This is a genomic window from Nocardia terrae (genome assembly GCF_009760405.1).
Classification (GTDB): Bacteria; Actinomycetota; Actinomycetes; order Mycobacteriales; family Mycobacteriaceae; genus Nocardia; species Nocardia terrae.
Map to the genome: position 1 here is coordinate 242702 of NZ_WRPP01000004.1, position 20663 is coordinate 263364.

20 protein-coding genes are annotated in these 20663 nt (G+C 65.7%); 7 read left to right on the forward strand and 13 right to left on the reverse strand.

Going from position 1 to position 20663, the window contains the following annotated elements; all coding sequences use genetic code 11:
* Positions 1 to 37 precede the first annotated feature (37 nt).
* Complete coding sequence (locus GPX89_RS21245; RefSeq protein WP_157389836.1) at positions 38 to 838, reverse strand: HAD family hydrolase; 801 nt, start codon at positions 836 to 838, stop codon at positions 38 to 40.
* Positions 839 to 1098: 260 nt separating this feature from the next.
* Between GPX89_RS21245 and GPX89_RS21250 the strand changes: the two genes are divergently transcribed.
* Genes GPX89_RS21250 through GPX89_RS21270 form a run of 5 tightly spaced genes read left to right on the forward strand, consistent with a single transcriptional unit; the run spans position 1099 to position 7288 of the window.
* Complete coding sequence (locus tag GPX89_RS21250) at positions 1099 to 2076, forward strand: ABC transporter permease (protein WP_157389392.1); 978 nt, start codon at positions 1099 to 1101, stop codon at positions 2074 to 2076.
* Complete coding sequence (locus GPX89_RS21255) at positions 2076 to 3053, forward strand: ABC transporter permease (protein WP_157389393.1); 978 nt, start codon at positions 2076 to 2078, stop codon at positions 3051 to 3053. The genes GPX89_RS21250 and GPX89_RS21255 overlap by 1 nt, the downstream gene beginning before the upstream one ends.
* Complete coding sequence (locus tag GPX89_RS21260; protein WP_157389394.1) at positions 3050 to 4909, forward strand: ABC transporter ATP-binding protein; 1860 nt, start codon at positions 3050 to 3052, stop codon at positions 4907 to 4909. Before GPX89_RS21255 ends, GPX89_RS21260 begins: the two co-directional genes overlap by 4 nt.
* Before the next feature lie 43 nt (positions 4910 to 4952).
* Complete coding sequence (locus GPX89_RS21265; protein ID WP_328602119.1) at positions 4953 to 6635, forward strand: ABC transporter family substrate-binding protein; 1683 nt, start codon at positions 4953 to 4955, stop codon at positions 6633 to 6635.
* 38 nt (positions 6636 to 6673) lie between these two features.
* Complete coding sequence (locus tag GPX89_RS21270; RefSeq protein ID WP_328602120.1) at positions 6674 to 7288, forward strand: hypothetical protein; 615 nt, start codon at positions 6674 to 6676, stop codon at positions 7286 to 7288.
* Positions 7289 to 7295: 7 nt separating this feature from the next.
* Here GPX89_RS21270 and pip read toward each other — a convergent pair whose 3' ends face one another.
* The 6 genes from pip to GPX89_RS21300 form a co-directional block, all read right to left on the reverse strand.
* On the reverse strand, positions 7296 to 8252 hold the full coding sequence (gene pip / locus GPX89_RS21275; protein WP_328602121.1) for a prolyl aminopeptidase: 957 nt from the start codon (positions 8250 to 8252) through the stop codon (positions 7296 to 7298).
* A complete protein-coding gene (locus GPX89_RS21280) occupies positions 8252 to 9004 on the reverse strand; it encodes a Type 1 glutamine amidotransferase-like domain-containing protein (RefSeq protein ID WP_198347530.1) in 753 nt (250 codons plus the stop codon). Before GPX89_RS21280 ends, pip begins: the two co-directional genes overlap by 1 nt.
* A gap of 156 nt (positions 9005 to 9160) precedes the next feature.
* A complete protein-coding gene (locus GPX89_RS21285; protein ID WP_157389396.1) occupies positions 9161 to 9385 on the reverse strand; it encodes a DUF397 domain-containing protein in 225 nt (74 codons plus the stop codon).
* Positions 9386 to 9414: 29 nt separating this feature from the next.
* Positions 9415 to 9609 (reverse strand): DUF397 domain-containing protein, encoded by a 195-nt coding sequence (locus GPX89_RS21290; RefSeq protein ID WP_328602122.1) that lies wholly within the window; start codon positions 9607 to 9609, stop codon positions 9415 to 9417.
* Positions 9606 to 10520, reverse strand: a complete 915-nt coding sequence (locus tag GPX89_RS21295) for a helix-turn-helix domain-containing protein (protein ID WP_328602123.1) — start codon at positions 10518 to 10520, stop codon at positions 9606 to 9608. Before GPX89_RS21295 ends, GPX89_RS21290 begins: the two co-directional genes overlap by 4 nt.
* 670 nt (positions 10521 to 11190) lie before the next feature.
* Positions 11191 to 11937 (reverse strand): lysophospholipid acyltransferase family protein, encoded by a 747-nt coding sequence (locus tag GPX89_RS21300; protein WP_328602124.1) that lies wholly within the window; start codon positions 11935 to 11937, stop codon positions 11191 to 11193.
* 105 nt (positions 11938 to 12042) lie between these two features.
* Between GPX89_RS21300 and GPX89_RS21305 the strand changes: the two genes are divergently transcribed.
* Both GPX89_RS21305 and GPX89_RS21310 read left to right on the forward strand, forming a co-directional pair.
* On the forward strand, positions 12043 to 12897 hold the full coding sequence (locus GPX89_RS21305; RefSeq protein WP_157389399.1) for a hypothetical protein: 855 nt from the start codon (positions 12043 to 12045) through the stop codon (positions 12895 to 12897).
* A 45-nt stretch (positions 12898 to 12942) separates the two neighbouring features.
* Positions 12943 to 14487, forward strand: a complete 1545-nt coding sequence (locus GPX89_RS21310; RefSeq protein WP_328602234.1) for a Rieske 2Fe-2S domain-containing protein — start codon at positions 12943 to 12945, stop codon at positions 14485 to 14487.
* Between the two features lie 54 nt (positions 14488 to 14541).
* On the opposite strand, the gene GPX89_RS21315 is transcribed toward GPX89_RS21310, so the two are convergent.
* The 6 genes from GPX89_RS21315 to GPX89_RS21335 form a co-directional block, all read right to left on the reverse strand.
* Entirely contained in the window at positions 14542 to 14895 is a 354-nt protein-coding gene (locus GPX89_RS21315; RefSeq protein ID WP_157389401.1) for a BP74-related protein, read from the reverse strand.
* A gap of 104 nt (positions 14896 to 14999) precedes the next feature.
* Positions 15000 to 16019: a MauE/DoxX family redox-associated membrane protein gene (locus GPX89_RS21320; protein ID WP_157389402.1), complete on the reverse strand. Its 1020-nt coding sequence runs from the start codon at positions 16017 to 16019 to the stop codon at positions 15000 to 15002.
* Between the two features lie 90 nt (positions 16020 to 16109).
* Positions 16110 to 17045: a DMT family transporter gene (locus GPX89_RS21325; RefSeq protein ID WP_328602125.1), complete on the reverse strand. Its 936-nt coding sequence runs from the start codon at positions 17043 to 17045 to the stop codon at positions 16110 to 16112.
* 35 nt (positions 17046 to 17080) lie between these two features.
* The gene (locus GPX89_RS45510) at positions 17081 to 17206 is read right to left on the reverse strand and encodes a hypothetical protein (RefSeq protein WP_268893339.1); all 126 of its coding nucleotides are present in this window, start codon (positions 17204 to 17206) and stop codon (positions 17081 to 17083) included.
* A gap of 242 nt (positions 17207 to 17448) precedes the next feature.
* A complete protein-coding gene (locus GPX89_RS21330; RefSeq protein WP_407939477.1) occupies positions 17449 to 18708 on the reverse strand; it encodes an MFS transporter in 1260 nt (419 codons plus the stop codon).
* A gap of 81 nt (positions 18709 to 18789) precedes the next feature.
* On the reverse strand, positions 18790 to 20658 hold the full coding sequence (locus tag GPX89_RS21335) for a putative bifunctional diguanylate cyclase/phosphodiesterase (RefSeq protein ID WP_328602126.1): 1869 nt from the start codon (positions 20656 to 20658) through the stop codon (positions 18790 to 18792).
* Positions 20659 to 20663 lie beyond the last annotated feature (5 nt).

Genomic DNA, 20663 nt, shown 5'->3' on the forward strand with positions numbered 1-20663 from the left:
TCCCGGCCTGTGCTCGGCCGGGATGACGCGGTGTTGTTCAGGCCCACCAGCGTTCGAGGGTGCGGGCGACGCCGTCCTCGGAGTTGGACGGGGCCACCTCGTCGGCGGCGGCGATGGCCTCGGGGTGGGCATTGGCCACGGCCACGCCGTGGCCCGCCATGAGGAGCATGGGGACGTCATTGGGCATGTCGCCGAAGGCGATCAGGGAGCTGTGCTGGACGCCGAGGCGCTGGGCGATGGTGGCCAGGCCGGTCGCCTTGCTGACACCGGGGGCCGACAGTTCGATGAGGCCGTTGTCCGTCGAGTAGGTCAGATCGGCGCGCCCGGCCAGGTGTGGTTCCAGGACGGTCCGCATGACGGCGCTCGAGGTGCCGGGTAGGCGGATCAGCATCTTGATCGCGGAGGCGGAGATGACCTCGGCGCGCGAGACCTGCGTGTCGTCCGGGTTGAGCCAAGCGTGCTCGTATTCCGGCGAACTCACGAACTGCGGCGTCGCCGCGTCGTGCGCGCTGACCCCGACCCGCTCGGCGGCCAGCCCGCACCCCGGCAGCAGCCGCTCGGCCAGATCCGCGGCCCACGTCAGCGTCTCGATATCCAGCGTCCGGGTGTCCAGCACCCGATCGCTCGCGCTGTCATAGATCACCGCACCGTTGCCGCACACGCACAGCGGCGCGAATCCGAGCCCGTCGACCACCGGATCGATCCACCGCGGCGGCCGCCCCGTAGCGAGCACGAACGGCACCCCATCCGCGATGAGCGCCCCGATCGCGGCTTTCGTACGCGCGCTGACCTGCTCACGGTGGTCGATGAGCGTGCCGTCCACATCGGAGGCAACCATCTTGGGTTTGGGCAGGTGAAAGAGCGTCACCTACTCCATCCTGCCTCGAGCCGCATCCCGTGCGCCCGTGGATTACGGACGATGCCGTACAAACGAGACCTTTCCGGCACCCCGCCCGGTCAAGGCCCTCCACCCCCGTTGCATCCCGAGAGCCACACCCAATAACACACCGATTGCCGGAGCGTCTCCCCTCCGTACCCCGCGTTTACGCTTTCCACTCCCTATGATCTGGGGTCAGTACTCGACCCCGAAAGGGAATGATGGCCGGTTTTCTGCTGCGACGTGCGCTGAACTATGTCGTGCTGCTGGTGCTGGCATCGTTCCTGACCTTTGCCCTGGCATCACTGACCTTCAATCCACTCCAGGCCCTGGAGCAGCGCAATCCGCGCCCGGAACAGTACGTGATCGACCAGAAGCGCACCGAACTGAAGCTGGACATGCCGATCCCGCACCGGTATGCGGATTGGGTCGGCGGCGTCGTCCTACACGGTGACTTCGGCAAAACGCTGGCGGGGCAACCGGTCAGCGAGGAGCTGCCACGCCGGATCGGGACCAGCTTGCGGCTGCTCATCATCGGATCCGTGCTCGGCACACTGCTCGGCATTCTGGTCGGTGCGGCGGGCGCGATCCGGCAGTACAAGATCAGTGACTACCTCACCACGATCCTGTCGCTTCTCATTCTCAGCACACCTGTGTTCCTGCTCGCGACACTGTTGAAATACGGTGCGCTGGAGATCAATACGGCATCCGGGACACAGATCTTCTACTACACCGGCGAGACTTCGGCGAATGCGGTGCACGGCACGTGGAACCAGTTCGTCGACCGGGTGCAGCACATGGCTGTACCGACCCTGGTACTGATTCTCGGCGCGGCCGCCAGCTACAGCCGCTACCAGCGCAACGCCATGCTGGACGTGCTGCAGAGCGACTTCATCCGGACAGCCCGTGCCAAGGGTCTGACCCGGTCGAGGGCTCTGTACAAGCACGGTCTGCGAACCGCGCTGATTCCTATGGCGACGCTGTTCGCCTACGGCTTCGGTGGATTGATCACCGGCGCGGCCTTCGTCGAGAAGATCTTCGGCTGGCATGGCGTAGGTGAATGGCTGGTCGATTCCATCAATGCTCAGGATCTCTACCCGGTGGTGACGATCACCGCGTTCGTCGCCCTGGTGATTCTGCTGTCCGGGTTGCTCTCCGATATCGTCCTCGCGATTCTCGACCCCAGGGTGCGTGCCTGATGACCGAGACAGAACTCATCGCAGGGGGCACGCCCGAGCCCGCCGCGGCCGGCCGTCGCAAACTGGTAGTGCGACGATTTCTGCGCAACAAGCCCGCGGTCGTCAGCCTGGCGATCCTGGCGCTGATGGTGATCCTGGCCTTCGCGCTGCCGCCCTTCCTGAAATACGACTACCAGCAGATCGATTACACGGCCCTGCTGCAGCCGCCCAGCGCACGACACCCGTTCGGCACCACCCAGATCGGGCAGGACATGCTCGCGCAAACGCTGCGCGGCATGCAGAAGTCGTTGATCATCGGTTTCTCGGTGGCATTCATGTCGGCCCTCATCGCAGCCTTCACCGGATCCATCGCGGGACTGCTCGGCGGACTGACCGACACGATCATCATGTGGGTGGTCGACCTGTTGCTGGTGATGCCGAGCTTCATCATCGTGGCGCTGTTCGCGCCGCGCACGAAGGGCAGCGGCAGCATCGCGCTGCTGATCCTGCTGCTCGGCGGTTTCGGCTGGATGATCAGCGCCCGGATGGTCCGCGGCATGACCCTCGGCCTGCGCGATCGTGAATTCGTCCGAGCTGCACGGTATATGGGCGCGTCCACACGGACGGTGATCACCACACACATCCTGCCGAACATCGCCTCCATTCTCATCATCGACACAACCCTCGCGATCGGTGCGGCGATCCTCGGCGAAACCGGGCTCAGCTTCTTGGGATTCGGTGTCCAGCCGCCGGACGTATCGCTCGGCTCGCTGATCGCCTCGGGCACCAAGTCGGCACTGACCTACCCGTGGCTGTTCATGTTCACAGGCGCCCTCCTCATCGCGATCGTATTGTGCGCCAACCTGGTCGGGGACGGCCTGCGCGATGCTTTCGATCCGAATGCGAGCCGGGCCAGGGCCAATCGGAAGGACCGTGCGGACAAGAGCGCCACCCGTCGTGCGAGCAAGGGCGACACCGCCGGAAAGGCCCAGGCATGACAGATAGGACGGGTCGCGCTACCACCGCCCCACTGCTCGAGGTCACCGATCTTCACGTCTCCTTCCCCGGCGAGGAGGGTCGCATCGACGCCGTGCGCGGTGTCGGCTACACCGTGCAGGACGGTGAAGTATTGGCCATCGTCGGGGAATCCGGTTCGGGCAAGTCGGTTTCGTCGCTGGCGGTCATGGGACTGCTCCCGGACCAGGCCCGAGTGCGCGGTTCCATCCGCCTGCGCGGGCAGGAACTGCTCGGAATGGGCGATCGACAGCTGTCCACATTGCGCGGCAGCAAGATCTCGATGGTTTTCCAGGACCCGCTCTCCGCGCTGACGCCCGTCTATCGGATCGGCGATCAGATCGCGGAAGCCCTGCTCGCACATGGAAAGATGAGCAAGCAGGAGGCCGCCGACCGAGCGGTGGAACTGCTCGATCTGGTCGGTATCCCCGATGCCGGGGTTCGGGCCAGGGCCTTTCCACACGAGTTCTCCGGCGGTATGCGTCAACGTGTGGTGATCGCCATGGCCATCGCCAACGATCCCGAGCTCATCATCTGCGACGAGCCGACCACCGCACTGGATGTCACTGTGCAAAAGCAGATCCTGAGTCTGCTGCGTAAGGCACGCGACATCACAGGCGCGGGAGTCGTCTTCATTACCCATGACATGGGTATCGCGGCCACCCTGGCGGATCGGGTGGCTGTCATGTACGCCGGCCGGATCGTGGAAACTGCCCGCACCACTGACCTTTTCGCTGCGCCACGGATGCCGTACACGGTCGGTCTGCTGAGTTCCATTCCGCGACTGGACGGTCCAGCGCGCACACCACTGGTCCCCATCGTGGGTGCGCCGCCCGCCATGCACGCGTTACCACCCGGCTGCCCGTTCGCACCGCGCTGCCCGGTCGCGATCGAAGAATGCCACGCGGCGGAACCGCCGCTGCGGGACACCGAGCCCGGGCATCGGGCCGCTTGCATTCGCGTCGCCGAGATCGGGAGCACGGACCTCTTCGCGGCCTACCGGCGCGAGGCGCCGCCTGCGGAAGAACCCCAGCCCACCGATGACTCAGTGGTGTTGCGAGTTTCGGAGTTGCGGAAGACCTTTCCGCTCACCAAGGGCGTGGTCTTCAAACGCCGTATCGGCGAGGTGAAGGCGGTGGATGGTGTCAGCTTCGAAATCAGGTCGGGCCGCACTCTCGCACTGGTCGGCGAATCCGGTTCCGGGAAGTCGACCACGCTGACCGAGATCATGGAGTTGCTCACGCCGGAGAGCGGCACCATCGAGGTGCTGGGCAACGATGTCGCCACGCTGACCAAGGCACGTCGCCGCGAGATACGCCGCAAGATGCAAATCGTGTTCCAGGACCCGTCCGCGTCACTGGATCCCCGGCTACCGATCTTCGACGCCCTGGCCGAACCGCTGCGCGTGAACGGTCGTCCGAACGATGAAATTCAGCGCCGGGTCAAGGAATTACTGAGTCTGGTGGGCCTGCGTCCCGAACACGCCGACCGCTATCCGGCCGATTTCTCCGGTGGACAGAAGCAGCGCATCAATATCGCGCGTGCCCTCGCACTGGATCCGGAAATCCTGGTGCTGGACGAACCGGTCTCATCGCTGGATGTGTCTATTCAGGCAGGCGTGCTGAACCTGTTGCGCGACTTGCAGGCCCAGCGCGGATTGTCGTACCTGTTCGTATCCCACGACCTCTCGGTGGTACGCAACCTCGCTCACGACATCGCCGTCATGTATCGCGGTCAGATCGTCGAATACGGTGCGGCCGAACAGATCTTCGCCGATCCTCGGCATGAGTACACCCGTGCTCTCATCGACGCCGTACCGGTCCCGGTCGTCTCGGGATAGGGCGGACAATGTTCCAGCAGAACTCCGACGGAAGGAGCAACCGGTGAGGATTCGCTCGATCGGGATCAAGCTCGCGGTCCCACTGGTGGCCGTGTCGATTGTCGCGACCGGCTGCGGTGGCGGCAACGACAATTCCAGCGCGGTGGCATCCGACCTCGGATCCACCAGCGACATCAACCCTCATGATGTCGCTGACCTACGTGATGGCGGCAATCTGCGGCTCGCGATCTCCGCGCTTCCCTCCAATTGGAACACTCTCCAAATCGACGGTAACGACGCTGAGGTCATGGGCGTCGAACGGTCGACGATGCCGCGAGCGTTCAAATCCGATGCGGCGGGTAACCTCTCGGTGGACACCGACTACTTCACCGACGTCCAGCTCACCAATTCCAACCCCGAGACGGTCGTCTATACCATCAATCCCAAGGCGATCTGGTCGGACGGCACCCCGATCACCTGGGAAGACATCTCTGCGCAAGCCAATGCGCTGAGCGGGCGGAACAAGGCCTTCCAGATCAACAACACCCAAGGCTGGGACCGTGTCGAGAAGGTTGAGCGCGGCGTCGACGATCGCCAGGCCGTTGTCACTTTCAACAAGCATTTCGGTGAATGGCGGGGCCAGTTCGCGGGCAACAGCTTCCTCTACCCGAAATCCGTGACGGGGACCCCCGAAGCATTCAACACGGGCTTCGTGAATGCCATGGGTGCCAGCGCGGGCCCGTTCATCGTCCAGTCCGTCGATCGTGGACAGGGTCGAATCACGCTGGGCCGCAATCCGAAATGGTGGGGTAATACACCGAAACTGGACACCATCACCTTCAGCGTCCTCGACGCCCAGGCCATGGTTCCCGCGCTGCAGAACAATGAGATCGACGCCGTAGGCCTGGCGAGCCGCGACGAACTCAAGTCCGCCCAAGGCACCGCGGGCGTCGCCATCCGGCGGGCCAACAGCAGCCAGTGGTCGCACCTGACCTTCAACGGCGCGCCCGGTTCCATCCTGGCCGATCCCGCGCTCCGGGTGGCCATCAGCAAGGCCATCGACCGGCAGGGCATCGCGACAGCCATGGAGAACGGTCTGGTCATCGATCCCAAGCCGCTCAACAACCACATCTACCTCACGAACCAAAAGGGCTACCAGGACAACTCGCTGGGCTTCGACCCCGACGCCGCGGCCAAGGAACTCGATGCTCTTGGTTGGAAGGTCCCGCCCGGCGGCGGTACCCGGGAAAAGGACGGTCGCAAACTCGAGATCCGCGACGTCATGTACAACCAGGACTACTGGGTGCAGCTGGCGCAGATCATGCAGCAGAACCTCGACCGGATCGGCGTGAAGCTCACCATCGACACCAAGCCGGGGCAGGACTTCTTCCCCAAGTACATCAAGACCGGTGATTTCGATGTAGCGCAGTTCGTTTGGGTCGGTGATCTGTTCCCGCTCGGCAGTCTCGACCAGATCTGGGGCTATCACCCGGACGACTGGCAGGGCAACTACGGCCACATCGGCTCCGAGGAGATCAACAACCTGATCGAGCAGACCGTCTCCGAGCTGGATCCGCAGAAGGCGATGGAAATGGCCAACCAGGTCGACAAGAAGGTCTTCGAAGAGGGACACTCCCTGCCGCTGATCCAGTCGCCGGCCAATATCGGCGTGCGCGCTAACCTCGCCAATTACGGTGCGCCCGGTCTGCTGAGCCTGGACTACACGAAAATCGGCTTCCTGAAGTGAATTCCCGGATGGGTCAGCCTCTGGCCTATCCGGCGCTCGTGACGATCGGGACCCTGGCGATCACGCTCGCCTGGGTCCCGTTCGCCGATCCGGACCAGGTGGCCATGCTCGGCACTGTCACCCTGATCATCCTGGGTTACACAGGGTTTCGGTTCGCGATGGCGCTCGGGTATCTACCCGTCGGGGTGCCCGGCGGGGCCGAGCGCCGTGAGGTGGCGGTGCGGCGGGTGCGACAGCAGCATCGGCTTGTCAGCCGGTCCTGGCTGGAATTCACCGTAGGCGGGAGGGACCGTTGGCTGCCGGTGTATTTCGATCCCAAACTGGTGACGCTCACGCAGGACTCGGCCGAATTGGCCGGGCGGATGGTGTTCGTCGAAGGGCATCGGGTGTATCCGTCCGGGCGAGTACGCAATTCGGAGCCGGTGGGTCGGCTGATCGACAATCCGGTGCGGCCGGACCCGGAAGCGCTGACGCGCACCGGACTTGGCCGCAGACTCCTGTTGGACGCACAATCGGCGGTCGTCGGCCCGTTCGCGGGTTTGCTGTGGGTGTACGCATCGGGCGGCGGGTGGTCGGCCTTCGTGGCCGCGACACTGGTCGCGGCGGCAGCAGCGACCTGGTTGGCCACCATCCGAGGCTCCGACCCGAGCTGAACAGGGCTCAATCGGCGAATCGGGCGACGGCATCGTAGATGCTCGCCACCATGGCCGGGCTGCCAGTGTGCCCGGAGTCGTCAATGATCCGCAGTTCCGCGTCTGGCCAGGCTTGCGCGAGTTCCCAGGCCGTGCGCACCGGCGCGGACAGGTCGAGTCGGCCATGGATCAGGATGCCGGGGATTCCGGCAAGCTGGTGTGCGTCACGCAGTAACCGGTCGTCGTCGAGCCAGGCCGCGTGTGCGAAATAGTGAGTACAGATCCGCACGAAAGCCAAGCGCGCCGCATCGAGCTTCGCACTGTATTGACCTGGCGCGCCCAGGGTTTCATGTGCGATCACCGCATCCTCCCAGGCGCACCACTCTCGCGCGGCCCGCTCGCGCACAGCCGGATCCTGATGTTCCATCAACTGCCTGTAGCCCTCGACCAGATTTCCGCCCCGGTATGCGGCGGGTGCCTCGCTCCGGAATCGTTCCCACTCGATCGGTAGGAGTAGCCGCAGTCCGCCGTAGAGCCAGTCGATCTCCTGTGGACGAGCCATGGTCACCCCGACCAGCACGATTCCGATGACCCGCTCCGGGTGACGCTCGGCGTAGGCGAGGATGAGGGTGCAACCCCACGAACCGCCGTAGAGCACCCAGCGCTCGATAACGAGGTGCTCACGCAACCGCTCCATATCGGCCAACAGATGTTCAGTGGTGTTATGTGCCATGTCAACGCGGGGATCGGAGGCGTGCGGCAGGCTCTCACCACAACCGCGCTGATCGAACAGGACAATCCGGAACACGTTGGGATCGAACTGTTTACGAGCTCCGCGGTGTCCACCGCCACCGGGACCACCGTGCACTGCCAACACGGGCCGACCGGCCGGATTCCCGCTGGTTTCCCAGTAGATCCGGTTGCCGTCGCCGACATCCAGCAAGCCTGACGCATGGGGCTCGATCGCGGAAAACGGCGGCCGCACTATCGACCTGGCTGGTCGAAGAGCTTCCAGTGCCCCTCGGAGATGACTTCGATGGCACCATCCACCACCTTGATAGCCGTCTCGTCATCGACCGCATACCCCGGAACCGGCATACGCGCGGCCCATTTCTCGGCGTCGGCCATGGTGTTCTCCGGACACCTCACGTTGTCCAGGTGTGGGAACATCGAGAATCCGACCATGCCGAGCGTGTGGTCGCCGGCCTCGGTCGGCCTCCAGCCGACGAACTCTTCCCCGACATTCGGGGCCATCACCATGCTGCCGGCGCTCAGTCCCACATAGACCGTCCGGCTCAGCGAAGGCAACAGATCCGCCAGTCCGGATGCGCGCATCCAGTGGTGCAGATACAAGACGTCACCGCCACACACCAGCAGGGCGTCGGTCTCCCGGACCATGGGGACCCAGTTCTCTGAGTCGATGCTGGGCAGCGCGGTCAACTCCAGCATTCCCACGGACTTCCACCCGAGTTCGACCATGGGGTTGGGGCTCTGCCCGGCAATCTGCCGCCACGTCAGGACAGCGGTCCCGGGCAGTCCGCCGTACATCGCGGTGGGGATGCACAGAGCAGTGGACTCGGAGATGGGTTTGCCCAGCATGTCGACCAGTGCGTCACGAATGCTCTGATTGCTGACACCACCGGAGGTGAGAAGAAGCTTCACGGCACCTTCCTTGTCCATCGTGAGCCGTGCTGGGAAGGGGTATTTTCGTGGCGCGCCGAAGACTTCCAGCGTCACCAGATCCTTTGGCAGACAAGTCAATCACGGTGCATCGACTCGCACAAGCGTACGAATCAGCAGTACCGACACTCTCCGAGCTCCACCGGCATGCAGTGAGGTGCGACGAATCGGGCATTGATGTTCCTCAGTGCATGCTCGTAGTCGGCGCGCCGATTACGGCCGGTCGAATTCGCCATCCCGGACGCCCGCGGTGAAGGCATCCCATTCGCCGGGCGTGTAGACGAGAACATGTCCGTCCCTGGCTTTCGAGTGGCGCACTGCAATATCGCCATCGGCCAGGAAGGCAACCTCGACGCAGTCGGGGCCGTTGCCGCTCTTGGTGCTCTTGCGGAATAGGGCGTTGCGGAGGCGGGTGTCCGTACCGGACAGGTTGTACATCGTGGCTAACCGTTCTTCCGGCTCCAGGATCAGCGTTGCCAGATTTTGCTGCCGAGAAATTCGTCCCAATCCGCGCCTGCGAAAACCAGGTTGGGGCCTGCCGGGTCCTTGGAGTCGCGGACTCCGACCCGGCCGCCTGCGAATGCGACTTCGACGCACTCTCCGCCGCTGCCGCCGCTGTATGTGCTCTTGTGCCATTCCGCTTCGGACCAGTCGATGTTCACGTTGCGAACTCCCTTGCTGCCTTGCGGAGCAGATCCCTGCTGGCCTGCTCGCCCAACGCTAGGCTTCGGTGCCTGGCGGCGGCGCGTTGATAGCGCTCGACCACACGTTGGTCAGTGAAATACATTGCTCCCGTGTAACTCTCAACGTAGACGACGGTCGGCTCGACGATCTGACCGTTTCCATCGATCCCGAAATCCAGCACGATGAACGGTCCTGTCAGGTCACCGAGCGGGAGGCCCGCCGCAAAGGGAAGCACCCTGATCGAGAAGTTGTCGCGGGTACTCAGGTCGGCGAGGCGACGGAGTTGGGTGGCCATGATCTTGGCGCTACCGATCACGCGGTGCAGCACCGATTCATCCAGGACCATGTCAACCTCGATCGGAAGTGCTTTGCGGGTGAACAGCACTTGGCGATTCATGCGGATCTCGACGCGGCGGTCGATCTCGACGGATGTCGCCTCGGGATGGACGGTTGTGAACAGCGACCGTGCAAAGTCGGCGGTTTGTGCCAGTCCGGGAACGAGTTCGGCGTATGAGGTCAGCTTCTTGGCATCGGCTTCCAGTCCGATGTAAACATCGAAATCCTCCGGAATCACATCGCCGTACTCGTGCCACCAATGCTTGGTGTTGGCCTGCTGTGCGAGTCCCTTCAGCCCCTCAGTCGTGGTTTCATCGGCACCGAGTACGCGGCAGATGGCTTCGATGTCCCAGAGTCGTATCCGCACGGCAGGATCGGCGGTCTCCAGCCGTTGGACTGTCGAGTCGCCCCGTTCGATCGCCTTGGCGACGTTGGCGATCGTCATGCCGGACTGCTGTCGTAGGTCGCGTAGGTGCCGACCGAGTTGCCGTCGAGGGATTGTGGACCCGTTCTGAGACATCTTCCCTCCTATGTGAATGTGAAACATTCGCATACTGGATGACGTTCGAGCAGTCTTGGATCGCGCGATGAGCGTGCGTGAATTCTATCGTGGTCGCTTGAGGCAGCCACGGTGAATTATCCAAATTCCGTTGTTCAGCACATGGTTTCGCTGTGAGCTGAGGACATGGACACATGGATTTCGCTACTGGCAATCGCCTGCTGCGTTGCCCTCGTCGCAGGTGTTCGTTGGAGTATCGACTACGACAGCCCCCAGATCCCTCCAGCGACAGGTGGGCCGCTGGTCATGGCCGGAGGCGTTGAGTTGCGTCAGGTTCCGCTAGAGAACCGGCATCGGGCGCACGGCAGGCATCGGGCCGGGTGAGGACATGACCAATCCGTACATCGCGCCCGAAGACCTTCCGCGGCGGGATTCGCGCAAGCTGCCCTCGTGGGCGAAACCGGGTGCGGTGGTTCGGTTTCGGGTGACCGGGCGGGAGGTGGTCGAATGTCGGATCGAGGTGGCTACCGACCGGGGGATCACGTTGTCGAATGGGGAGCGGTTCCTCGTCGCACATCTGCGGTGGGGAAGCTCCGATGACACAAGTTATTTCGAGAAGTACGACGCGATCGGACGCATCACGAAGACTGCACGGCCGGTGTGAACCGAACGGCCTGTCCCGGGGGTGCTCCTCCCAGGGACAGGCCGTTTGCGGTTTCAGTGCTTATTCGGGTTTGGTGCGGCGGGCTGCTTTTTCGGCGGCTTCGGCGGCGTCCATGGCGTTGGCTTCCTCCAGGGTGGGGGCGCTGCCGCCGAGGCGGGCGGGGACCCAGTAGGCGCCGGGCTCGTGGGTGTAGTCCTTTTGGAGGTCCAGGAGCATGGATTCCATGGTCTTGTGGAGCTCTTCGGTCAGGGCCGAGGCGGGCTCGTAGGGCTGGATGGGCTTGCCTACCGCGATGGAGATGGGGGTGTTGGTGCGGCCCAGGCGTTTCGGGAAGCCCTTGGTCCAGACGCGCTGGGCGCCCCAGATGACCATGGGGATGATGGGGACGTTCGCCTCGATGGCCATGCGGGCCGCGCCGGACTTGAATTCCTTGATCTCGAAGCTGCGGCTGATGGTGGCTTCGGGGTAGACGCCGACCAGTTCGCCGGAGCGCAGGCGGTCGACGGCCTCGTGGTAGGAGTCCGCGCCCGCGGACCGGTCGACCGGAATGTGCTTGAGGGCGCGCATGATCGGGCCGGAGATGGAGTTGTCGAAGACTTCCTTCTTGGCCATGAAGCGGATGTAGCGCTTCACGGTGCGCGCGGGCAGACCCGCGTAGGTGAAGTCCATATAACCGGTGTGGTTGATCGCGATCACCGCACCACCGGTCGCCGGAATGTTTTCGTCACCCTTGACGGTGAACTTCAGGCCCTGTGCCGCGAAAACGGTGCGGGCCAGCCCGATGACGGGGTAGTAGACGGGTTCCACAAGTCCGCTAGCGTAGTCGCTGCCCGCGCGGCATCCAGTGATCCAGGCAACACCTTCTTGATTGATGTGACTTCCAGACACTGAAAGAGGTTCGCAGGAGTGACGGTGCCCTTGACAAGCAGCGGCCGGACAGCGCCGCGTGCACATCTCCGCAAGGGGCTGCTCGGGACATTGCTGATCGGCGCGGCGTGCTTCGGCGCGGGCTGCGATTCGCATGTCGGGATCGAGGGAACCGATTGGCACGCGGACTCCGGCGATGCCGCGCAGACCGTCACCGATACCCGGACCGCGCCCGCGGCGGCGATCGGTGGCGTCGGCTCGGTGCCCGGCAGGCCGGAGGCCGCGGCGGCCGTCGCCCGCTGGGCGGCCGATCTGCGCGGCAGGGGGCTGGACGAACTGGCCGGCCGCTGCTGGACCATGGCCCCGCGCAACGTGCACGCCATGTACGCCGAGCCGCAAACCATCCTCGACGCGCTGGCCGGGCCCGGTAGCATCAGCGAAAACGCGGTGACCTGGCAGAACACCGAGGTGATCGTCACCGCGCAAGATCGCGACATCGCCACCGGCTACGCCTGCCCGCACGTGTACCCGACCGGCGGCGAGGCCGGATTCAACGACGCCGACGCGCGACACACGGTGCGGCGCTTCCTATCCCGTGCCACCGGCAATCCGCTCGACCCCGCCGACCGGGAGGACGCGTATCCGCTGATCTGCGCGGCCGGACGCACCTGGGATCCGGACGGCACCGGCAAACCGTCGAATGTGCCGCTGGCGGTGAACCCGTCGAAGCCGGGCACGGTAAAGACCTTCGTGGACCAGTCCATCAAATCGGAGTGGCCGCGCGGCGGGTACATCACCGTGTCCGTGCCGGTCACCACCGGGACGGGTAATCAGACAAAGCAGATATACACCTTGAAGTCGGGCTCCGAGGGTTACTGCATCGGCGACGTCTCCGGCTAGTCGGTAGTCTGGGTGGCTGGTAACGGTCAGGGAGGAATGAAGCTCGTGCAGATCACCAGCGTCGGACACGCCGGATTCCACATTCGCACCGCGGCCGGGACGATCCTCTGCGATCCCTGGGTCAACCCCGCCTACTTCGGATCGTGGTTCCCGTTCCCCGACAACACCCAGTTGGACTGGGACGAGCTCGGCAACTGCGATTTCCTCTACGTCTCGCACCTGCACCGCGATCACTGGGACGCCAAGCACCTCGCGGACAAGGTCAACAAGGACGCCACCGTCCTGCTGCCCGACTACCCGGTGCCGGACCTCAAGCGGGAACTGGAGAAGCTCGGCTTCACCAAGTTCGTGGAGACCGAGGACTCGGTCAAGACCACGATCACCGGTCCCGGCGGCGACCTCGACATCATGATCATCGCGCTGCGCGCGCCCGCCGACGGACCGATCGGCGACTCCGCCCTGGTCGTCTCCGACGGGGAAACCGTGTGCTTCAACATGAACGACGCGCGGCCCGTCGACATGGATGTCCTGCACGAGAACTTCGGGCACGTGGACATCCACCTGCTGCAGTACTCCGGCGCCATCTGGTACCCGATGGTCTACGACATTCCGACCAAGACCAAGGCCAACTTCGGCAAGCAGAAGCGCCAGCGCGGCATGGACCGCTGCCGCTCCTACATCGAGCAGGTCGGGGCCACCTGGGTCGTCCCGTCCGCCGGCCCGCCGGTCTTCCTCGACGACGAACTGCGCTACCTCAACGACGATCACGGCGACGAGGGCAATATCTTCCCCGACCAGATCGTGTTCCTGGATCAGATGAAGATCCACGGCAACGAGGGCGGGCTGCTCATGATCCCCGGCTCGACCGCGGATCTGCGTGGCAAGGAACTGAATTCGCTCACCCACCCGGTCGACCCGGACACCATCTACGGCGACAAGGCCGCCTACATCGAGGACATGGCCCAGCGCATGGCTCCGGTGCTGGCCGCCGAGAAGGCCACCTGGGCCCCGGCCGAGGGCGAGCCGCTGCTGCCCGCGCTCAAGGCCAAGTTCGAGCCGATCATGGCGCAGTCCGACCTCATCTGCGACGGTATCGGCTACCCGGTCAGCCTGGTCATGGGCGACGAGACCGTGGTGCTGGACTTCCCCAAGCGCGTGGTCCGCGAGCCCATCGAGGGAGAAGGCAAGCACCGCTACGGCTTCCGCATCGCGCCCGAGCTGGTGCGCACCGTGCTGCGCGACGACGAGCCGGACTGGGTGAACACCATCTTCCTGTCCACGCGCTTCACCACCTGGCGCATCGGCGGCTACAACGAATTCCTCTACACCTTCTTCAAGTGCCTCACCGACGAGCGCATCGCGTATGCCGACGGCTGGTTCTCCGAGGCGCACGACGATTCCGCCTCCACCGAACTCGACGGCTGGGAAGTGCAGCGCCGCTGCCCGCATCTCAAGGCGGACCTGTCGAAATTCGGTGTGGTGGAAGGCAACACGCTGACCTGCAACCTGCACGGCTGGCAGTGGGACCTGGAGTCGGGTCGCTGCAAGACCTCCAAGGGCCACGAGCTGCGCTCGAAGAAGCTGGTCTGATCCCGGTGGGTGCGGCCGGTCCCGGGTATCGGCCGCACTCCGGGTTTCACCGCGTCAGTTGTTGATCTCGGAGTCACTCAGTTCACGAGTGAGCCGCGAGGACCACGGACACCAGAAGCAGCCCGGCAGGAACGCACCGCACGCCTCGTCGAGGTTCTCCTCGAGGTAATCCATGCTCGAATCGCAGACCTCGATGGCCACGGTGAAGAAGGTGATGGTGTCCGGGTCGAGGAAGAAGTCCCAGCCCGGGTTGTACGCCGCCTTCTGCTTGCGAATCCTGCCCATCACATGGGTGGACATCGTCTCCTCACCGGACAGGATGCGGCGCGCCTCTTCGATGCGCTGCTCGTTTCGGAGTTCGAAGACGAATTCTTTGCCGGAGTAATCGGTAAAAGCGAAGTAGGCCATGATTGTTCCCTTCGGCGGAGCGATCGGGGGAGGCAGGACCTGCCTTTCGATGGTAAGGCTCACAAACCGGGTGAATTGCCTAATTCAATTGCGTACCAACAGGTTTAGAGAACCGCCCCGTTTGTTTGGGGCTCCGCCGAGCTGCCAGTTCGCTTTGCCTGAAATATCAAGTCACGCACCGCCATCGCGCCGCGCCCGACCGGCGCCGCCACCCGGCCCTGCTCATTGATCAGAACTCCCGAGGGCGTCCCCCGCACGCGATACCGCAGCGCGGCCTCGTTCCCCTGCTGCACCAGCACCGGAATCTCACCGAGCCCCTGCTCCCGGCCCCAGGCCGCATGCTCGGCCACCTCACCGTTGCCCAGCACCGCGATGGTCAGCGCATCGGCGGACCGCGCCTGCCACCGCGGCAGCTCCCGTGCGAGCGCGGCGCACATCTCACAGCTCGGGTGCACGAACACCAGCAGCAAAGACTTTCCCGGCGACAGCAACTCGTGCAGTCCGCTGCGGCCGCCCGAGGTCTTCAGCACTTCGAATTCCGGAGCCACCGCCCCGGGCGGCAGGCCCTCTCCGCCCAGAGTCGACAGCACCTGCTCGTCCAGCCGCCGACGCAACGAACGCAGCTCACCCCACAGCGACACCAGCACCGCCGCGAACCCGGCCGCGAACGCCATCGCGACGGCGTGATCGACCGGCAGCGCGCCCGGCACCTCCGACTCCGCCAAGGTCGCCACCAGCGTCCACCCGGCCAGCGCGATGAGCACGATATTGCGCACCACCGTGCCCCGCCCGATCGGCGCGGCACTCGCCGCCCCGAAACACGAACAGACCGGCCGCCTTCCGTGCCGGAGCAGCCGCACCACCGCACCGGTGAACATGCCCAGCAGCAGAATCGCCACCAGCGCCGCACCGGCCGCCGTCCACGGCGGCAGGACCGCGACCGCCACCGCCGCCTCGACCCCCGGCAGCCCCCACGCCACCGCGGGCACCCACGCCAGCGGAATCCCGAACTCCCCCACCGCCTTCCGGGTACCGGCCGCGTCGGCGAACTTTCCCCACGCCGAAAGCCCGAAGACGACGGCCAACACCAGACGCGCGGCCCACACCGCGTAGTCGATAGCCATACCGCACCATCGCACACTCACATGGACGGCGAATTACGAATCCGGGGAACAGATTTCACCCGTGCGACGAAGCGCGCCGCCCCGTCCTGCTCAGCCGCGCGATCGGGCGGCCAGCGCGACCGCCACGAAGGTCAGCGCACAGCCGACGATCGCCGCGGCCGAGAGACCCGTCCCGGTCGGAGCCACCACGTCCAGGACCAGCGACGCCAGCAGCTGCCCGGCCACCGACGTCAGCCCGAGCAGCAGCACGCCGATCCCCCGGACCACCAGCACCGCCAGCGCGACGAACACGATCCCGATCAGGCCGCCGAGATACAGCCAGGGTTCGCCGGGCAGCTCGCCGAAACCTCCGCGGCGGAACAACACCCCGGCCTCGATCACCACCAGCGCGGCGGTCCCGGTCGCGAAATTGGCGAGCGTCGCCGAGAACGGCCCGCCGACCACGCCCACCCGCCCGTTCACCGCCTGCTGCCAGGCCACCAGCAACCCGGCCACCAGCGGCAACGCCACCAACAGCGCCGAGGCCCCCGAATGCCCGACCGAACCGGATCCGTTCCGCCCCACCGCCGCGAGCAGCACCGCCACCAGCCCCAGCACCGCCGCGGCAATCCGCCACGCCGTCACCGGCGTCCGCCCGCCCGGCCCCCACCCCAGTCGATCCACCACCAGACTGCTCACCACCTGCCCCGCCACCGCCGCCACGGTGAACGCCGTGACCCCGATGGTCGCCACCGTAAGCCCCTGACAGGCAACGAAATACGCACCCGACAGCCCACCCACCAGCTGCCACCACCGCAGCTCCCCCGACCCCAGCGCATCCCGCACCCGCCCCACCCCGGCCCGCAACCGCCCGCTCCCCGCGAACACCACCGCGAGGATCAGCAGCCCACTCCCGAAACTGATGGTCGCCGCCGCGATCCCATCCCCCAGCCGATGCCCGAGCTCCCCATTGATCCGCGCCTGCGTAGCTACGGCCACACCAATCGAACCCCCGAACACCAACCCCAGCCACCGCCGCACCGCCACGGGCTGATTGTGCCCTCATGGGTGCGGCAGGCGACCTATCGGTCGGACTTCGGGGTGGCGGCGGCCGCGCGGTCCTCGGATTTGATGCGGGCGCGAATGGCGGAGACCATATTCCGATCCCGTTCGTGCCGCCCCGTCGACACGGGGTGGTCGAGGTTCATCCACACCACCATCAAGACACAGAGGGCCATAGCCACTGCGATGAACCAGAATTCGAGCATTATTCGGACCGCCTCTCTCCGAAGTTCGCCTGACCGACCGCCGAGATGCGCAGCGACACTCGCCTGCGCGCGTACGCCGCACCGGCGGCGCGGGTATCAGAATTCCCCCGGCCCGCTGCGGGAGGTAGAGACGATCCGCTCCTTCCGGTGGTGATCTTCGGCCTACTTCGAGGGGACCTGACTCACTCCGGCAGCCAAGTCGGGACGAGCACGGCTGCCAGCAGCAGCGGTATGCCGAGCAATGCGACGACCATCGGCAGTGACAACCATGTGGTGGCCAGGGCGGCGAAGGCGAAGACCAGCAGGGCGACGACCTCGGTGGCGAAGCCTGACACCGAGGTGACGGTGGCTCGGGCGGGACCGGCGATGGCGTCCTGCAAGCGGGCCGAGGCGATCACATCGGCGTTGAAGTCGATGCCGTACGCGATGCCCACCGCCGAAAAGCCGACGGCCGTCAGCACATACAGGGCAGCCGGGTGATGTGCGGCCGATCCGGCCAGCAGGGTGCCGCCGATGAACAGCACACCGGCGACCGCGAGCACACCGGCCATGGTGCGTGTTCGCATGCCCTCGGTCCGGCCCGCCAGCAGCGAACCGGCCAGCGAGCCCGCCACCGTGACACCGACGAGAATCGCCGCCAACGCCGGTCCCGCACCGGCGTGATCGGCCAGCAGCGCGAAGTATTCGTCGAAGGCGGTCATGCCGTTCAGCAGGGCGACCAGCACCACGCCGCGGCGAATCATCCGGATACGCACGGCTTCCCGCAGACCGGCGCGCAGCATGGCGAGGTAGCCGGACGAATCCGGCTGCGGCGCAGCGTGTTCGGATCCGTCCTCCGCCAGGTCCTCGACGTCCTCCTCCAGGTCCTCGACGTCGGCCGCGGACACCGATTTCGGCGCGCTCGGCAGCGCGATCGCGGAGAGGGTGTGCAGCACCGCCATGCCGACGCTCGACCAGGCGACGAGTGTGTAGCCGCCCAGGGCGTACAGCGGGGCCGCGGCGAGAATGCCCGCCAGAGCGGCGGATTCGGCGGCGGCACGGACATAACCCATGAGTCGTGGGTAGGAACGGGTCGCGGCGCGGGCGGTGAGGTCGTCGTAGATCAGGGCCTCGAAGGCGCCCGAGCGCAGTGAACCCGACGCGCCCCACAGAATGAATCCCGCGGCGAAACCCAGGTAGGACGGAAACAGCGTCCAGCTGAGGAAACCGCCCGCGAGCAGCACGCCGGACAGGATCAACAGACCGCGACGCGACACCGTGTCGGCCCATGCGCCGGAAGGAATCTCCAGCAGGAACGAGGTTGCCGACCAGATGGCGAACAGCGAGGAGATCTGTGCGGCACCGAGCCCGTGCGCGGCGAACAACAGCGCGTACAGCGCATAGAGCGGGATCAGGTCCGCGGTGAACGCGAAGAGGATCGCGCGAAGGGTCGGTGCTCGTATCGAACCCCCGCGCTCGGTGCGAGCGCGGGGCAGGGCACTACGGAGAACGAATCAACAGGCGTAGATCACCAGGCGCATGCGCTAATTCTGCGCGCCCGGCCCATTGCCGTCGAGCGGATTATCGAGCGGGATCCAGCCATTGGTGGAGACCTCGCCCTCCGACACCGCCGCGCCCACCAGGCCGTGCCGGTCGTTGAGGTCGTTGATGAGCTCGGACACCGGGTGCGAGTCGCTGTAGTGGTAGCCCTGGGCCAGCGCGAAGCCGAGTTCGGTCAGCACCGCGGCCTGGTATTCGGTCTCCACGCCCTCGGCGATGACCTGCAGGTCGAGCGACTTGCTCAGGGCGGCGATCACGCCCAGCAGCGGCGGCGCGGGCGAATCGGAGCGGATGGCCGCCACGAAGGACTGGTCCACCTTGAGGATGTCCGAGGGCAGGGTGGCCAGGCGGCTCAGCGAGGAGTAGCCGGTGCCGAAATCGTCGATGGCGATCCGGACGCCGCGCTCGCGTAGCTTGTGCAGGTTCGCGATGGCGGTCTCGGACTCGGCGGCCAGTTCGCTCTCGGTCACCTCGAGCACGAGTTGCTCGGCGGGCCAGCCGGTCTCCTCGAGAATGCCCGAAACCCGGTCGGCGTACTCGGTTTCGGCGAGCTCGAGGCCGCTGACGTTCACGTTCAGGGTCAGATCGAGCTGGGCGAAGGTCTCCTGCAGCCGGGCGGCGTCGGCGCACGCGCGCCGCAGCACCAGCTCGTCCAGGTCGGAGATGAGGTCGTATTCCTCGGCGACCCGGATCAGGCCCTCGGTGGTGACATCCGGCTGCGCGTGAGAAGACCAGCGCAGCAAGGCTTCCACGCCGACCGCGCGGGTCGCGCCGTCGGAGAGCGAGACGATCGGCTGGTACTGCACGTCCAGCGTCCCGCGGTCGATGGCCTCGCGCAGCTCCACCGCCAGCGGCAGCTGGCGCGAGGACTCCAGCACCGTGCGATTGCGGCCCGCCTGCTTGGCCCGGTACAGACCCACGTCCGCGCGCGACACCAGCAGCGACCCGGATTCGCCCGGCTGCCACGACGTCACACCCGCCGAGCACCCGGTGGTCACGGCGGCCCGCAGCTCCTCGGTCAACAGGATCGCGGCCTGCTCGGTGGTGCCGGGCAGCAGCAGCGCGAAGGCGTCACCGCCGTAGCGGGCCAGCCGCTGATCCGGCGCGAGCAGCTTCGACCAGGTGTCGGCCACCCGCTGCAGCACGGCGTCACCGGCCCGGTGTCCGAGGTGATCGTTGATCTTCTGGAAGCGGTCCAGGTCGACCAGCACCAGGGCCAGGCCCTGACCGGTGCGGGTGGCGTGCGCGATGGCATTGCTCAGCACGCGGTCGAAACCGCGGCGGTTCAGCAGACCGGTCAGCACGTCGATATCGGCGTCGGACGCCATCCGCGTCAAAATGCCGACCACGATGCCGATTCCGAAGGTGATGCCCGCCGGGATGATGCCCGACCACCACGGCAGCCCGCGCGAGGGCACCACCCACAGGCACATGGCGATGGCGAACGCCAGATGCGCGCCCAGCCACCGCCAGGAGAAGAAGATGGCGGCATCGCAGGCGACGAAGACATAGAACGCCGCCAGGCTGATCGCGCCCACCGTGTTCGGAAACCAGTGCACCGCAACGGTCACCAGCACGGTCGCGGTCGCCACATAGGCGTGATGCACCGAATGCGGCAGCCGCGGACCCCAGATCAGCAGGCTGATACCCAGCAGCAGCGCCACGAACGCCGCCGCACCCACCAGCGGTCGATTGCCCTCATCCCCCGGAGCGACCGCCGTCAGGATCAAGCCCAGCAGCCCACCCATGACGTAGAACGCACCGGTGGTCCGAGCCATGACCATTGCCGTCGCCAGCGCCGATGCCGCCCGCACCCGGGTTCGGGTATCGCCGCGAGACCCGATTCCTCGCACGCTGC